We start from the raw sequence: 14727 nt of genomic DNA on the forward strand, positions 1-14727 counted from the left end.
CGCGGCACTGAGTATCCGGGGCGCCGGAATTGAGTACGCGGGCAGGTGCCGGGCCGCCCCCGCCGCTGGTGCACTGTCGTCATGAACACGCACACCTCGCGTCCGCGCCCCCTCCGGCAGGTCACCGCCACGGCCACCGCCACCGGTTCGGCCCTCGCCGTGGTGCTGATCCCTCTGGTGGTGGGCGCGCTGGTGGCGCGGCAGTTCGGCGGCGACCCGATGGCCCCGGTCAACGCCCTGATCGCGGGCGGTGGCGAGCGGGCCAGGCTCTCCCCGGATCAGCTGCCCGTTCTGCGGACCATCCGCACGGCACCCCGCAGGACGGTCGGCCGCCTGGCCCGACGGCAGCTCCTCAACCGCCGTCCTCACCACTCGACGGACCGTCACCTTGTTCAGTGACGCGTCGAGTTGGCCGTTTTTCGATCTCCTGTGCGGGTTCTGGTTCGAGATTCAAGCAAGTCTTGGGGATTTCGTGTAGAAGACTGTGAGAACTCTGGAAGACCCGTTCGAAGAGAGACCGCCCGTGACTGAACCGACAGGCCCCGTCTGCCCCCAGTGCGGTACGCCCCGGGCGGCGGACGGCACCCCGGCCTGTTCCTGCGCCGAGCAGGCGTCCGAGGCCCACCGGGACTCCCGGACGGCACAGGCCGCGGCGGCGGAGGACTTCGACCCCGTACGGATACGGCCGTTCGTGAAGGTCGGCGACGACACCACCGGCTCCCACGACCCCGCCGAGCCACACGACGGCCCTGTCCCCGGAACGGACAACGCAGACGGCACCGCGCCCCCGTCGGACGCCCCCACACAGGAGCTGTCGTCCCTCGCCGAGGACCCGCGTCCGGCGCGTGCCCCGCACGAGCACCCCGCCGCCGGCGCCGGCCTCCGCGAGGGCGGACGGCACCGCCGGAAGGCGCTCGCGGCGGGGGCCGGAGCCGCCGCGGTGGCCGCCCTGGTGGCGGCGGGACTCGTCACCGGACTCTTCTCGTACGACACCCCCTCACGCGACGGCTCCCTGCCCGACGACGTCCGCGCCCGGCTGCCGGAAGCGGCCGCCCAGGAGGGCACGGCCCCGCCGCCGACCCCGACCGGCACGGCCTCACCCACCCGGCCGGCGGGCTCCCCGACCGCCTCCCCGGAGGAGAGCGCCACCACCGAGAACCCGGCCGGCCCGAGCGGCTCCGCCGACCCCACCCGGACCCCGTCCCACAGCGGCGCCACCCGCACCTCGGTCCCCGTGCCGACCGGGAGCGCCGAGCAGAACCCCGTCCTCGGCCTCGGCGACCGAGGCCCCGAGGTCACCGAACTCCAGCTCCGTCTGCGCCAGGTCGGCCTCTACAACGGCGACGCCGACGGCGCGTACGACACCGAGGTCGAGAACGCCGTCCGCGGCTACCAGCTCACCCGCGTCGTCCTCGACGACGAGTCGGGCGTCTACGGCGGGCCCACGCGCGCCGCGCTCGAATCCGAGACCTCGGAACCATGACCGTGGGGGGCGTCAGACGCGGTCGGCCACGATCAACAGGTACTGGAAACTGCCGTTCTCGTAGGCCGTGATGAAGGTGTCCTCGATGCCGGTGACCAGGTGGTCGGCCTGCTTGCGCAGCTCCCAGTAGGGCAGGGCGGCCGCCGTGAGGTCCTGCACATGGACGGGGACCAGACGATTGCGGGCCATCGCGCGGAAGTACGCGGAGCGCGGGTGGATGTCGCAGATGTAGTGGGCGTTGATGAGGGACACCTCGCGGGAGGCGCGCCCGTAGGCGTCGTTGTAGCAGCCCGTGATGGTCACATAGCGTCCGCCGCGGCGCAGCAGCCGGGCGTGCTCGGCGAACAGCAGGTCCAGCTCGACGTACATGGTGGACTCGTTGTTCCAGGAGGCGGCGAACTCCCCGGCGGGCAGCCCCGTGTCGAGCATGTCGCGGTGGTGGTAGCGGACCCGGTCGTCGATGCCGCGCCCGCGGGCCTGGTCGTTGGCGAACTCGGCCTGCTTGGCGGAGATGGTGACGCCGTCGGCGTGGCAGCCGTACCGCAGATGCGCCACCACGCTGCCGCCGCCGCGCCCGCACCCGGCGTCGAAGACGCGGTCGGTGGGGGAGAGCGGGCCCAGATGGCGGGCCAGCAGCTCCGCCTGGGCCTGTTCGAGGCGGTGCAGTTCGGCGGTGACGCGTTCCCGGCGGCGGGCCGGGTCGGGGTCGTCGTCGAGGACCGACCAGTCGGCCTCCCCGACGCCGTAGTGGTGGTGGTACAGGTCGTCGATCCTGCCGAGTTCGAGGTTGACCGGGTTCTCCTCGGCGTTCCAGTAGTCGGCGACCCGCCGCTGGTAGGTGGACCGGGCGGGGGAGGGGACCGGGGACCGGTCCGGCAGCGGTGCGGCGGGCGGGGTGACGGCGTCGATGATGGTCAACAAAGGCTCCTTCGCTGCGATCGGGCGTCGGCCGTGCGGGCCGTTACCAGTAGTCGGGCAGGCTGTAGCGGTCGGTGTTGGTGGCGTGCCACTCATGGCTGCCGGCCACCCAGGCGGCGAGAGCGGTGGCGTAGCGCTCGATCGGCGGGGAGGTGGCGGACAGCGCCGCGGCCTCCTCCTCGAACGCCTCCATGACCCGGTTGTGGATCTCGACGGCCCGCAGATAGGCGGCCTTCAGCCCGCGCCGCTCGTTGGCGGCGATCACCACGGGCAGGTTCAGATGCCCCGGGTCGTCGGCCATCTCCTTGGTGAAGGAGTACAGGTCGTTGACGATGGTGGCGGCGTTGCCCGCGAGCGCGGTGATCCGCTGGACCTCGGGCCGGGCGTAGAGCGCCTCCGGCAGCTCCCAGCCGTCCACGGCGTCGACCACCGCGAGACACGGCCGGAAGTTGTTGAACTGCCGCATCACCAGGTACTCCCACACCCCCGGCATGTGCCCGGCCTCGGCCCAGGCGGCCTCGCCGAGATAGCCCAGGTGCAGCCGCGCCAGGTCGTGGACGAGCCGGTTCGTCTGGCTGGGCGTGGCCAACACCGCGTAGTCCCGCAGCGCGTGGCGGTACGAACGCAGCGGCCCGTCGGCCCGTACGCCGCGCTGCCACCGCTCCTCCAGGTCGGGGATGCCGTGGAACGGGTCGAGCGCCGACTGGGCCATGAGCAGCCGGCCGCCGAGGCCGCGCGGCGACCCGCCCTTGCCCTCGTCCACCTCGCAGTAGACGTTGTCCACGAGATGCTCGGCGAGCAGCAACTTGGCGGCGGCCGTGAGGTGTTCGAGTCCGGCCGCGCCCGGATGCGCGAGCACGATCGCCCGGCCGAGTCCGAACCGGTCGAACTGCGCCCGCCACTGCCGGGGGAACAGGTCGAGGCGGTCGGCCCACGCCGCGAGCCTGCGGTCGACCTCCGCGACCGTACCGGGGTCGGCGGGCGCGGCAGGGCGGTACCGCAGCCCCGGGACCGCGCCGCCGCGCCGGGCGCGTCCGGAACGGGCGAGGCCGGGCGGCCCCGGCAGACGGGTCACGGTCGTGGCGTACGGCGAGGGTTCGCTCATTCGGGCATCCACCCGATCTGCACGTTCTCCAGGATCCCGGCCGCGTCCGGGACCAGCACGGCCAGCGAGTAGTAGGCCGTGACCAGATAGCTCATGATCGCGGTGGTGTCGATGCCCATGAACCGCACGTTCAGCGACGGCTCGTACTCCTCGGGGATACCGGTCCGGTGCAGTCCGATGACGCCCTGGTCCTTCTCGCCGGTGCGCAGCGCGATGATGCTGGTCGTGTGCTGCGGGCTGATCGGGATCTTGCCGCACGGCAGCAGCGGAACACCCCGCCACGCCGGTACCTCGTGCCCGCCGACGGTGACCGTGCCGGGCATCAGGCCGCGCCGGTTGCACTGCCGGAAGAAGGCCGCGATCGCCTTCGGATGGGCCAGGTACAGGCGGGTCCTGCGGCGCATGGACAGCAGCTCGTCCATGTCGTCCGGGGTCGGCGGCCCGGAGAAGGTGCTGATGCGCTGCCCGTAGTCGACGTTGTGGAGCAGCCCGAACTCGCGGTTGTTGACCAGCTCCCACTCCTGGCGTTCCCGGATCTCCTCGATGGTCAGGCGGAGTTGCTGCTCCGTCTGGTCCATCGGGTGGTTGTACAGGTCCGCGACCCGGGTGTGCACGCGCAGCACCGTCTGGGTGAGCGACAGTTCGTACTCGCGTGGCGCGAGGTCGTAGTCCACGAAGCCGCCCGGGAGCGTCAACTCGCCCACATGGCCGGCCTCCAGGGGGACGTCGGCCTCGCCCTTGCGGTTCATCGGCTTGTTCTGCCGGTCGGCGAAGGCGTCGAACTGGGCCCGCAGCGACGGGGTGCGGTCCACGAACGCCATCAGCGTGTCCCAGTTGAGCGCCAGCACCACGGCCGCCGTCTCGGCCCGTACGGAGCTGAGCCAGAGCGGGTCGGCGTGGCCGATCGCCTCGTCGCCCAGCCCGTCGCCGTCGGCGATGACGCCGAGGATCTCCTCCTCGCCGTACTTGCCGGTGGTGTAGCGGGTGAACCGGCCGTGCACCACGAGGTACGCCTCGGTCACCGGCTGCCCGGCGTCGACCAGGACCTGGCCGGCCCGCACCTCACGGACCCGGAAGCGCTGCGAGATCTCCCGCAGCGCCGCGAGGTCCGCGTAGCCGCGCAGCGCGGGCAGTTCGGTGAGCGTCTCCGGGATGACCTTGACGTCGTCGGCGCCGTTCTGGTCGAACTGCACCCTGCCCCGGCCGACCCGCAGCTGGAGGCGCCGGTTGACCCGGTAGGTGCCGCCCTGGACGTCCACCCACGGCAGCGTCCTGAGCAGCCACCGGGACGTGATGGCCTGCATCTGCGGTTCGGACTTGGTGGTCGTCGCGAGCTGACGCGCGGCCCGGGTGCTCAGACTGGTGCTGTGCGGTCCGTCGGCGGGATCCGGGGCGCTTTCGGAGGAACTTACGGGGGCGGTCACATTCCCTCCCGAAGGGTGAGCGGACGTACGCGGATGTGCCTGGACATGCGGGGACGCGCGGGAACACGGGCGGACACCGGAACACCGGTCGACGGTGGTGCGGGGAACTCGGGTGGCGCGCGTACGACGTGGTCGTGGGCGGATTCCGAGGCGGTGGACGCCGGAGCGGCGGCGGTGAGCGGCGCGTGCCGCTGTGCGGGGCGCGCCGCGGGTCAAGCCAAACAGGCCGGGCGGGTGGCCGGGCACCGCGTGAAAGGGGCGACTTCGTGTCCTGGGAGGCGGAAACCGCCTACCGAGGCAGAGTCGGGGCCGGTCCGCGCACCCGCGCCCCTCGCCCGCCCCCGGCCCCGGCGCGGAGAGGGCACACACCTCGCCCTCTCCGCGCCGGCGGCCCCGTCCGGGACACGGCCGGGGGATTTCACCGGGGCCGCACACCGCCCGTACGGTTCCTGGGGACACGGTCGGCGACACGGGATCCGGAGGTGGTTCTCCATGACCGGTCACGAGGCACCCGGTGACCTGGCCGTACGGCTCACCGGCCGTACGGCCCGCGACGAGCGCCCGCTGTCCGGCGCCCTCACCGAGGTCACCCTCGACGACGGCCGGGTGGTCGTCGTCAAGCGGGGCGACGGACCGGACGCGGCACGGGCGGAGGCCGCGGGGCTGCGCTGGCTGGCTCAGGCCGGGGCGGTGCCCATCCCGTCGGTCCATGGCCAGGAGGGGGACCGCCTGGTGATCGACCGGGTCCGGCAGGGCTCACCGGGCGCCGAGGCGGCGGCCCGCTTCGGGGAGTTGCTGGCCGCCCTGCACGGCGCCGGAGCGCCCGCCTTCGGCGCCGCGCCCCCGGGCGGCCCGGCGGACGCGTTCATCGGGCGCGCCCCCATGCGCAACGCCCACGGCACCGACTGGCCCGGCTGGTACGCCGAGCACCGGGTGCTGCCCTATCTGCGGCTCGCGGTCGACGACGGCACGATCCGACCCGCGGAGGCCGCCGTGATCGAGGAGGTCTGCGCGCGACTGCCCGGCCTCGCGGGACCCGCCGAGCCCCCCGCCCGGCTGCACGGCGACCTGTGGAACGGCAACGTCCTCTGGGGCGGCGACGGCCGGGTCTGGCTCATCGACCCGGCCGCGCACGGCGGCCACCGCGAGACCGACCTCGCGATGCTCGCCCTCTTCGGCTGCCCCCACCTCGACCGGGTGCTCGACGGCTACCAGCGGGCGGCGCCCCTCGCCGCCGGCTGGCGCGACCGTGTCGGCCTCCACCAGCTCTTCCCCCTGCTGGTCCACACGGTGCTCTTCGGTCGCGGCTACGCGGAACAGGCCCTGAACGCGGCACGGGCGGCGCTTGCGCACTGAACGCGGGCGCCGCCCGGGGCGACGTGAACGGCGAGGAAAGCGAAGGGACTCGTTTCTGGAAAGGAATTGAGAAGGAAGCCCCTTCATGGCCTCGCCGTCGGCAACGCTAGCACTCAGGCCGGAATCACGTCGCGCAGATTTTCGAGGGTGATGACCCGGGAGTCCGGGTGCAGCCCCTCGGGGCGTTCCAGACCGAGGTACGTGACCGGCTCGTCGGGCACGGACTTCCCGTCCCAGGACTCCACGGCCGTCGTCCCCTCGGCGTCCGCCATCAGGCCGACGAGGTACCGCACGGTCAGCTGCTCCCGCTCCATGACGGCCTTCACCACCTTCGACACCGACGCCTGGTTCTCCTCGACCCGGTTCTCCGACGAGATGCCCCTGAGGTACAGGTGCAGCCACTTCGCCCGCCACCCGCCGTCCCGCTCGCGCTTGAAGGCCAGCGGCAGCGCCACCCGGCCCGGTCCCCGGAGCTCCGACTTCATCCGCACCGTGCGCGGCTCGAACGGACGGCCCTTCTGCTCCCCGTCCCGCAGCATGAACCCGAAGAACGACTCCTCGACCTCCTCGAACCCCTCGCCGGCGTAGATGTTGACCTGCGGCACGACGAACGTGGCCCGCACGCGGTCCAGCCGCAGGTTGATGAACTCCGAGGCCCCCTCCGGCGCCTCCGTGACGTCGCCGGAGTGCTCGCCTCCGACGGCCTTGAGCGAGGTGTACGAGAGCCAGCTGTCGGTGCTGTGGTCGGCGTTCAGGAGCAGCGCCGACAGGTCGTAGTCGGTTCGCCGCTCCCGCTCCTTCCAGTACACGAAGAAGCGCAACAGCTCGCCCTCGACGGCCGAGACGGAGCCGCGGGGCAGTACCCCGAGCCCGCCGGTGGTCGCCCGGCCGCTGAGCGGGAGCGCCACGTCCAGGACGTCCGGGTCGACGAGCAGCCGGCCCGCCGGCGGCAGACGGCGCCGCAGCTCCGCGTCGAGGGCGGCGATCAGGCGCTCGCGGTCCGGCGCCGGCACGGGCGGCCGCGCATCGGCGGCGACCCAGGCGCGGCCCGCGCGGTTGACGAACACCCGGCGCTCGCCGGACTCCCGCTCCCGGTTGAGCAGATGCTCGCGCACCGCCAGCACGACCCGGCCCGACACCCGCGGGGCGGCCTCCACGGCCGCGGCCACCACCGTGTCCCGCTCGTCCTGGTCGGGGGCGATCCGCAGCAGATGGTCGAGCGCCCGGAACAGCTTGCCCGGGGCGGAGCAGAGCAGCCCGACGGCGCCGGGGACGTCGTACGCACCGAGCAGTCGCTGCGCCCGGCTGTCGAAGGACCGGGCCTCCTTCTCGCCGCGGGCGACGGCGAACACGTGGGCGGCGTGCGGCCACCGCGGGTACTCGTGCGGGTGGAGACGCTCACCGAGCCGCTTGAAGGGCTCGCGGTACGCGTGGACGTCGCAGAGCTTCGCGGGGTTCGCGGCGACCACGGCGTCCAGACCGGCGAGCAGCGCCCGGCGCACCGGACGCGGTACCGTCCGGAACCGCGTCGGCTCCCGCAGCGTCACGTCGCCGCCCGACAGGGCGCAGGCCAGCCGCAGCACATCGGTGACGGTGTCCAGGAGCAGGTCGGCGCCGACGCCGAGGCGGGCCTCGTTGACCACCGCGCGGTTCTCCCGGACCGGGATCGCCTCGGGCTGCGGCCCCGCCGCGCACCGCTCCGCGAGGGCCTTGAGATCGGCGAGGTGCTCCTCGCCCAGCGGTGTGGTGCTGCCCGCGAGCGCCAGGTACAGGGCGGTGACCTCGTCGTCCAGGGCCCCGCCGAGGTGCAGGACCGTCAGACGGTCGCCGGCCGAGGCGATCAGCTCGTCCTGCACCGCGAGCATCTCCTCGTAGGTGTGCTGGTAGCGGCCGTACGACGGCAGGCTGAGGAGGTTCAGCACCCCGTGCGCCAGCTGGGAGAGCACACTGCCGCGCGCCTTGCGGTCACGGAGCGCCTCGGCGACGCAGCGCGTCCAGAACTCCTCGGTGTCCGGCACGTTGGCGGGGAAGTCGATGAAGTACGCGTTGTGCGCGACGTGGTCGCCGACCATCTCGCGCACCGTGCGCAGCGTGCGCGTGGCGGTGTGCGCCACCGCGGCGGGCGACAGCCCCGACAGATGCGCCATCAGCTCCGCCGACAGCTTGAACCCCACCGACAGCAACGCGGCGTCGAACTGCCGCGCCGCGGCGGCGCCGTCCCCCGCGGACCCCACGGGGGCGGGCAGACGGTGGGTGTGCCGGAGAACCACTGATGCGAGACGGTCGACCATCCCGCGATGATCGCAGAGGTGCACGAACCGCCGCACAGGAGTTTTTCCCGCCATGCCCGGTGCGCCGGGCGGAAGGGTTTCGCCAGGACTGAGGCGAGAACTCCAGACCGCGCAGCATGGTCTCGAAGCGGGTGAACGCTGCCGTGGTGTCGCGCTGCCGGTCGGTGTTCACGCCGGCCCAGGCCATCAGCGGGGTCCGGTCGCCGATGTCGACGACGGCCACGCGCAGCGCGTACTCGGGCTGGAGCCCGAAGCAGTCGTCCTCGGCGTCCCCGTCGGCCGTGGGGCAGCCGATGCTGCCGTTGAGCGACCAGTCGGTGGTGCCGGTCATCAGGGTCGCCCGGTGCCCGTCGACGGTGGTCTCGTCCGTGTCCCGCCCCTTCACGTGGTAGTCGCTCTGCCCGCGCAGGTAGGCCAGGTAGGCGTCGTAGCCGCCGGCCGGCTTCACCGGGTCGTTCCGCCCGGGCGGGTACACGACCACCGGCAACAGGAACCTGACCCGGTCGCTCTCCCCCTTCACCCAGCTCAGGAAGGTACGCGTGTCGTTCCCGGGGCGCACACCCAGCGAGGTCGGCACCGTGACCGTCAACGGCACACGGCCCCCGGGTATCGCCGACTGCCCAAGCGTCGCACCACGCCACGACTCTGAGCCGCGGCGCGGTCCACGGCAATCGGGCACGCCCGAGCGGGGGAGCGCGTCAGGGCGTCGGTGTGCCGGTGGTGCGCGGGAGTGCTCCTCGTGCTGTCCCCGGTGACGGGGGCCGCGGTGTCAGGTCCCCGCGTAGGTCGCCCGTCGGCGGCGCGCATGGGTGAGGAAGCCCTCCAGGGCCACTTCGAAGGCGGCGTCCGCGCGGTGGTCCCCGACCGCGTCGAGGGCCTCCGCCAGGCGCGGCGTGGCCGTCTCGTCGGCGATCTCCCACATGGCTGCCGGGGCGGCGAGGTCGAGGGCCGAACCGAGGACGACGTTCTCCAGGGCGACCAGCACCGGCATCACGTCCGGGAGGGGGAAGCCCGCGTCGAGGAGCAGGGCGACGGCACGCTCGTACTGCTCCAGGACGCGCGGAGCCCGTACCGGGGACGTCATCAGCAGCGGGATGGCACGCGGGTGGGCGGCGAAGGCGGCGCGGTAGGAGCGGGCCCAGGCAGCGAGGGCCTCGTGCCAGGGGCGCAGTTCGAGCGCGGAGACGTCGATGCCCTCGGCGACCCGCTCGCGCAGCAGTTCCACGATGCCGTCCCGGCCGTCCACATGGTGGTACAGCGACCCGGTCTGCACCCCGAGCCGCCTGGCGATCTGCGGGACGCTGAAATCGCCCTGCTCGTCCACGAGTTCGAGTGCGGTGGTGGTGATGCGCTCCCGGTCCAGCAGGGGCGTGCGCGGCCGTCCCATGGTGTCCGTCCTCTTCGGGGTCTTCCCAGCGGTCGTGGTGAAGGTTACATTGCCAAAACCGAAAGCCTTTAGGTTTACCGGTCCGGGCGACCCCGCCCACCCGGTGGCCTCGTCACCCGCCCACCCGGTGGCCCTGTCCGCCCAGCAGCCAGAAGGGCTTTCCCCGATGACCGTCACCCCCTCCGCGCCCGGCGCGGACCAGGCCGGGACCGAAGCGCCCGCCATGTACTCGCTGCGCCGGGGCTCCCTCGGCACCACCGACATCGCCTTCTTCGTGGTCTCCGCCGCCGCCCCGCTCACCGTGATGGCGGGCGTCGCCCCCCTCGCGATCCTGATGGGCGGCATCGGCGCTCCCGTGGGCTATCTGCTCGCCGGTCTCACGCTCGCCGTCTTCGCCATCGGCTTCACCACCATGAGCCGCCACGTCCGCAGCGCCGGCGCGTTCTACGCGTTCATCACCCGCGGCCTCGGCCGCCGGGCCGGCATCGGCGCGGCGCTCCTCGCGCTCATCGGCTACAACGGCATGGAGATCGGCGTCTACGGCCTCCTCGGCACCGCCACCCGCGACACCGCCCGCTCCCTGTTCGGCGCCGACATCCCCTGGCTGCCCGTCGCCCTCCTGGGCCTGCTGATCATCGGCTACGGCGGCTACCGGTCCATCGACTTCGGTGCCAAGGTCCTCGGCGTCCTGCTCGTCGCCGAGACCGGCATCCTCGTCCTGCTCGCGGGCGGAGTCCTGGTCCAGGGCGGCGCCGACGGCCTGTCCCTCGCGTCCTTCGCGCCCGGCAACGCCATGGTCCCCGGCATGATCGCCGTCCTGGCCTTCGCGTTCGCCGCGTTCACCGGGTTCGAGTCCACCGTCATCTACCGCCGCGAGGCCCGCGACCCGGCCCGCACCGTGCCCCGCGCCACCTATCTCGCCGTCGCCTTCCTCGGCCTGTTCTACGCGTTCATCGTGTGGACGGTCATCCAGGCGTTCGGCGACACCAAGGTCATCGGCGCGGCCGGCTCGAACCCCGCGGACCTGTTCTTCTCCGCCATCACGGTCTACGTCGGCTCCTGGGCCGCCGACCTGATGCACCTCCTGATCGTCACCAGCGTCCTCGCCTCGCTGCTGGCCTTCCACAACGCCATCAACCGCTACGGGCTCGCCCTCGCCGAGGAGGGCATCCTCCCCAGGGCCCTGGCCCGCGTCCACCCCCGCCACCGCTCCCCGTACGTCGCCGGCATCGCCCAGACCGTCCTCGGGGCGGCCGTCGTCCTCGCCTTCGCCGCGGCCGGCGCCGACCCGTACACGCAGCTGCTGCTGTGGGTGAACACGCCCGGCATGCTCGCCCTGCTGGTGCTGCAACTCCTCGCCGCGATCGCCGTGCCGCTCTACTTCCGGCGCGTCACCCACGGCGAGGGCGCCGTGCGCACGGTCGTCGCGCCCGTCGCCGCGGCGGTGCTCCTGGCCGGTGCCATCGCCCTGGTCGTCACGCATCTCGACCAGTTCACCGGCGCCTCCACCACCGTCAACACCGTCCTCGCGGCCATCGTTCCGGCCGTCCTCGTCATCGGCCTCGCCCTCGGGTGGTGGCTGCGCCGGTCCAGGCCCGAGGTGTACGCGGGCTTCGCCGCCGAGCCCCCGGCCGAAGCCGCCGAGTGACCGGCGGACAACCGGCCGACCGACCCCCACCCGCCGCCCCACCCTGAGGAGACGCCTCGCCATGTCCACCGCCGATCTCGTCATCACCGGCGCCCGCGTCCGCACCCTCGATCCGCGCCGGCCGCACGCCTCCGCGGTCGCCGTACGCGACGGACTGATCGCCGCCGTGGGCGAGGACGCGGACGTACGGGACTGGCGCGGGCCGGACACCGAGGTGGTGGACCTGGGCGGCGGATGGCTGGTGCCGGGCCTGGTGGACAGCCACAGCCACCCCGTGTGGGGCCTGGACATGGCCACCGGGCTCGACCTCACCGCCGTACGCGACCTCGCCGGACTGCGCTCCGCGCTCGCCTCCGCGCCCCGCGCCGACGGCTGGGTCATCGGCTGGGGTCTCGACCACAACGTGTTCGGGGACCGCCCCGTCGACCGCGCCCTCGTCGAGGACGTCCTGGACGGCGCGCCCGCCTTCCTCCGCCTCTACGACGGCCACTCCGGCCTCGCCACGGGCGCCGCGCTGAAGTCCGCCGGTATCACCGGGCCACGCACCTTCGTCCAGCGCTCCCACATCGCGGTCGACGCCGACGGACGCCTGACCGGACACCTCGTCGAGCACGCCGCGATGGACCTCGTCACCTCGGTCATGCCCCGCCCGGCGTACGAGGAACGCCGCGCCCGGCTGGTCGAGCTCCTGCACGCGATGGCGGCCACCGGCCTCACCGGCGCCCACGTCATGGACCTCGGCGACCCCGCCCTCGTGGACGCCGTGGCGCGGGAGACCGTCCTGCCGCTGCGGCTGCGCTTCGCGCCGTGGTGCATGCCCGGCGCAGACGCGGACGACCTCGCGGAGCTGATCGCCCTCCAGGGCACGGGCGGCCGGCACTGGCGGGTGGACGGGGCGAAGTTCTTCATGGACGGCACCGTCGAGGGCGGCACCGCCTGGCTCGACCACCCCGACTGCCACGGCCAGGGCACCGACGCGTTCTGGCCCGACCCGGACGCGTACGGCGACGCCGTGCGCGTACTGCACCGCGCCGGTGTGCGGACCGCGACCCACGCGATCGGCGACGCCGCCGTACGGCACGTGCTGGCGACCGTCGAGTCGCTGGGGGCCGGCGCGCGGCACGCGCACCGGATCGAGCACATCGAGTCGGTGCCCGACGATGTCGTGGCACGGTTCGCGGAGGTCGGGGTCATCGCCTCCATGCAGCCCCCGCACACCGGCTACACCCGCGCCGACCTGTCCGACGCGTGGTCGTCCCGGCTCGGTGAGGAGCGCGCCTCGCGGGCCTGGCGGCTGCGGGACCTGCGGGACGCGGGCGCGGTCGTCGCGCTCGGCTCGGACTGGCCGATCGCCCACCATGACGCCCGCGGGGTCCTGGCCACGGCCCGGGCACCGCGCGGCGCCGCGTCTGGCCGGGCCGGACTGACCGGGCTCCAGGCGCTGGAGGGCTGCACCAGCCACGCGGCGCTCGCGGCGGGCGAGGAGGCGGTCGCCGGACGGATCGCCGAAGGGTTCCGGGCGGACCTCACGGCACTGGGCCTCGACCCCGTCGAGGCCCCCGCCGACGAGGTCGCCGAGGCACCGGTCCTCCTCACCCTGACGGGCGGCCATGTGGTGCACCGGGGCACCGGGCGGTAGCGCCACCGGGGGCGGTCGGCACGGCGCCACCGGCGGCGGCCGGCACCGACTCGGCCCCCGGCCCGTCGGCGGGTCCCCGGGCGGCGCCGGGGGGAGGGAAGACGGGTCTTGCCCGGCCGCGCGAATCGCGTCACACTGATACCGAACGAATGGTCGGTTGGGAAGCTGGTATCGATGACGACGACAGATTCCGCCGGGGCGCCGCCCGAGGACGCGCTCCAGGAGCACTTCGACGCGACGATCGCGCGCGACCAGCGGATCGAGCCGCGCGACTGGATGCCGGAGGGCTACCGCAGAACCCTCGTCCGGCAGATCGCGCAGCACGCGCACTCCGAGATCATCGGCATGCAGCCGGAGGGCGAGTGGATCACGCGCGCGCCGTCCCTGCGCCGCAAGGCGATCCTCTTCGCCAAGGTCCAGGACGAGGCGGGCCACGGCCTGTACCTGTACTCGGCTGCCGAGACTCTCGGCGCCGACCGCGCGGACCTGACCCGCCGGCTCATCGAGGGCCGTCAGAAGTACTCGTCGATCTTCAACTACCCCACGCGGAACTTCGCCGACGTCGGTGTCATCGGCTGGTTCGTGGACGGCGCCGCCATCTGCAACCAGGTCCCGCTGTGCCGCAGCTCCTACGGCCCGTACGCGCGCGCGATGGTGCGGATCTGCAAGGAGGAGTCGTTCCACCAGCGGCAGGGCTACGAACTGCTGCTGACGATGATGCGCGGCACCGACGAGCAGCGCGCGATGGTGCAGGACGCGGTGGACCGCTGGTGGTGGCCGTCGCTGATGATGTTCGGCCCGCCCGACGACGCCTCGCCCAACTCGGCGCAGTCCATGGCCTGGAAGATCAAACGGCACTCCAACGACGAACTGCGCCAGCGCTTCGTCGACATGACCGTCCCGCAGGCCGAGAAGCTCGGCGTCACCCTCCCCGACCCGGACCTGAAGTGGAACGAGGAGCGCGGCCACCACGACTTCGGCACCCCCGACTGGGCCGAGCTGAAGCGGGTCATCGGCGGCGACGGACCTTGCAACGACCAGCGGATGGAACGCCGCAGGACGGCCCACGAGGAAGGCGCCTGGGTGCGCGAGGCGGCCACCGCCCACGCCGCCCGGCAGAGCGAGCGAGCCCGGAAGGGGACGGCGGCATGACCGGCACGGACGACAGGGGCGCGGCGCGCGGGAACAAGGGCGACTGGCCGCTGTACGAGGTGTTCGTCCGCGGCAAGCGGGGCCTGAACCACGTCCACGTGGGCTCCCTGCACGCCGCCGACGACCAGATGGCCCTCACCCACGCCCGCGACCTGTACACCCGTCGCAACGAGGGCGTCTCCCTCTGGGTGGTGCGCTCGGAGCACATCACGGCTTCCACCCGCGACGAGAAGGACCCCTTCTTCGACCCCAGTGCCGACAAGGTGTACCGCCACCCGACGTTCTACGACATCCCCGACGACGTCCCGCACATCTGAGGAGCAG

Annotated in this window: 13 protein-coding genes; 8 read left to right on the top strand and 5 right to left on the bottom strand. The window is 73.1% G+C overall.

Annotation, left to right across the window (positions count from 1 at the left end; genetic code table 11):
* The first annotated feature begins 81 nt into the window (after positions 1-81).
* Positions 82-399, top strand: coding sequence for a hypothetical protein (locus ACZ4Z2_RS15230; protein ID WP_468076042.1), 318 nt, complete (start codon positions 82-84; stop codon positions 397-399).
* A 124-nt stretch (positions 400-523) separates the two neighbouring features.
* The gene (locus tag ACZ4Z2_RS15235; protein WP_468076044.1) at positions 524-1483 is read left to right on the top strand and encodes a peptidoglycan-binding domain-containing protein; all 960 of its coding nucleotides are present in this window, start codon (positions 524-526) and stop codon (positions 1481-1483) included.
* A gap of 12 nt (positions 1484-1495) precedes the next feature.
* Here the strand turns inward: ACZ4Z2_RS15235 and ACZ4Z2_RS15240 are convergent, their stop codons facing one another.
* Genes ACZ4Z2_RS15240 through ACZ4Z2_RS15250 form a run of 3 tightly spaced genes read right to left on the bottom strand, consistent with a single transcriptional unit; the run spans position 1496 to position 4930 of the window.
* On the bottom strand, positions 1496-2395 hold the full coding sequence (locus tag ACZ4Z2_RS15240) for a geranyl diphosphate 2-C-methyltransferase (protein WP_468076388.1): 900 nt from the start codon (positions 2393-2395) through the stop codon (positions 1496-1498).
* A gap of 49 nt (positions 2396-2444) precedes the next feature.
* Positions 2445-3506, bottom strand: coding sequence for a family 2 encapsulin nanocompartment cargo protein terpene cyclase (locus ACZ4Z2_RS15245; protein ID WP_468076046.1), 1062 nt, complete (start codon positions 3504-3506; stop codon positions 2445-2447).
* Positions 3503-4930 (bottom strand): family 2B encapsulin nanocompartment shell protein, encoded by a 1428-nt coding sequence (locus ACZ4Z2_RS15250; protein WP_468076048.1) that lies wholly within the window; start codon positions 4928-4930, stop codon positions 3503-3505. Before ACZ4Z2_RS15250 ends, ACZ4Z2_RS15245 begins: the two co-directional genes overlap by 4 nt.
* A gap of 492 nt (positions 4931-5422) precedes the next feature.
* Between ACZ4Z2_RS15250 and ACZ4Z2_RS15255 the strand changes: the two genes are divergently transcribed.
* Positions 5423-6286: a fructosamine kinase family protein gene (locus ACZ4Z2_RS15255; protein ID WP_468076050.1), complete on the top strand. Its 864-nt coding sequence runs from the start codon at positions 5423-5425 to the stop codon at positions 6284-6286.
* Positions 6287-6399: 113 nt separating this feature from the next.
* Here ACZ4Z2_RS15255 and ACZ4Z2_RS15260 read toward each other — a convergent pair whose 3' ends face one another.
* A complete protein-coding gene (locus ACZ4Z2_RS15260) occupies positions 6400-8577 on the bottom strand; it encodes a TerD family protein (protein WP_468076052.1) in 2178 nt (725 codons plus the stop codon).
* 116 nt (positions 8578-8693) lie between these two features.
* Here ACZ4Z2_RS15260 and ACZ4Z2_RS15265 point away from each other — a divergent pair, with 116 nt between their 5' ends.
* Positions 8694-8969 (top strand): hypothetical protein, encoded by a 276-nt coding sequence (locus ACZ4Z2_RS15265; protein ID WP_468076054.1) that lies wholly within the window; start codon positions 8694-8696, stop codon positions 8967-8969.
* Positions 8970-9346: 377 nt separating this feature from the next.
* On the opposite strand, the gene ACZ4Z2_RS15270 is transcribed toward ACZ4Z2_RS15265, so the two are convergent.
* Positions 9347-9964: a TetR/AcrR family transcriptional regulator C-terminal domain-containing protein gene (locus ACZ4Z2_RS15270; protein WP_468076056.1), complete on the bottom strand. Its 618-nt coding sequence runs from the start codon at positions 9962-9964 to the stop codon at positions 9347-9349.
* Between the two features lie 166 nt (positions 9965-10130).
* Between ACZ4Z2_RS15270 and ACZ4Z2_RS15275 the strand changes: the two genes are divergently transcribed.
* The 4 genes from ACZ4Z2_RS15275 (at position 10131) to paaB (ending at position 14720) form a co-directional block, all read left to right on the top strand.
* Complete coding sequence (locus tag ACZ4Z2_RS15275; RefSeq protein ID WP_468076057.1) at positions 10131-11612, top strand: APC family permease; 1482 nt, start codon at positions 10131-10133, stop codon at positions 11610-11612.
* A 61-nt stretch (positions 11613-11673) separates the two neighbouring features.
* Positions 11674-13251 (top strand): amidohydrolase, encoded by a 1578-nt coding sequence (locus tag ACZ4Z2_RS15280; RefSeq protein ID WP_468076059.1) that lies wholly within the window; start codon positions 11674-11676, stop codon positions 13249-13251.
* Between the two features lie 174 nt (positions 13252-13425).
* Positions 13426-14403 carry a 1,2-phenylacetyl-CoA epoxidase subunit PaaA gene (gene paaA / locus ACZ4Z2_RS15285; protein WP_468076061.1) on the top strand — a complete coding sequence of 326 codons (978 nt, stop codon included), beginning with the start codon at positions 13426-13428 and terminating at the stop codon, positions 14401-14403.
* Entirely contained in the window at positions 14400-14720 is a 321-nt protein-coding gene (gene paaB / locus ACZ4Z2_RS15290) for a 1,2-phenylacetyl-CoA epoxidase subunit PaaB (RefSeq protein WP_468076063.1), read from the top strand. The genes paaA and paaB overlap by 4 nt, the downstream gene beginning before the upstream one ends.
* Positions 14721-14727: the final 7 nt, after the last annotated feature.

The sequence above is a fragment of the Streptomyces sp. NPDC030183 genome (assembly GCF_055573455.1).

Coding starts and splice junctions, on each gene's coding strand:
- ACZ4Z2_RS15230 (WP_468076042.1), top strand. CDS start 82: ATGAACACGCACACCTCGCGTCCGCGCCCCCTCCGGCAGGTCACCGCC.
- ACZ4Z2_RS15275 (WP_468076057.1), top strand. CDS start 10,131: ATGACCGTCACCCCCTCCGCGCCCGGCGCGGACCAGGCCGGGACCGAA.
- paaA (WP_468076061.1), top strand. CDS start 13,426: ATGACGACGACAGATTCCGCCGGGGCGCCGCCCGAGGACGCGCTCCAG.
- ACZ4Z2_RS15245 (WP_468076046.1), bottom strand. CDS start 3,506: ATGAGCGAACCCTCGCCGTACGCCACGACCGTGACCCGTCTGCCGGGG.
- ACZ4Z2_RS15255 (WP_468076050.1), top strand. CDS start 5,423: ATGACCGGTCACGAGGCACCCGGTGACCTGGCCGTACGGCTCACCGGC.
- ACZ4Z2_RS15265 (WP_468076054.1), top strand. CDS start 8,694: ATGGTCTCGAAGCGGGTGAACGCTGCCGTGGTGTCGCGCTGCCGGTCG.
- paaB (WP_468076063.1), top strand. CDS start 14,400: ATGACCGGCACGGACGACAGGGGCGCGGCGCGCGGGAACAAGGGCGAC.
- ACZ4Z2_RS15270 (WP_468076056.1), bottom strand. CDS start 9,964: ATGGGACGGCCGCGCACGCCCCTGCTGGACCGGGAGCGCATCACCACC.
- ACZ4Z2_RS15260 (WP_468076052.1), bottom strand. CDS start 8,577: ATGGTCGACCGTCTCGCATCAGTGGTTCTCCGGCACACCCACCGTCTG.
- ACZ4Z2_RS15280 (WP_468076059.1), top strand. CDS start 11,674: ATGTCCACCGCCGATCTCGTCATCACCGGCGCCCGCGTCCGCACCCTC.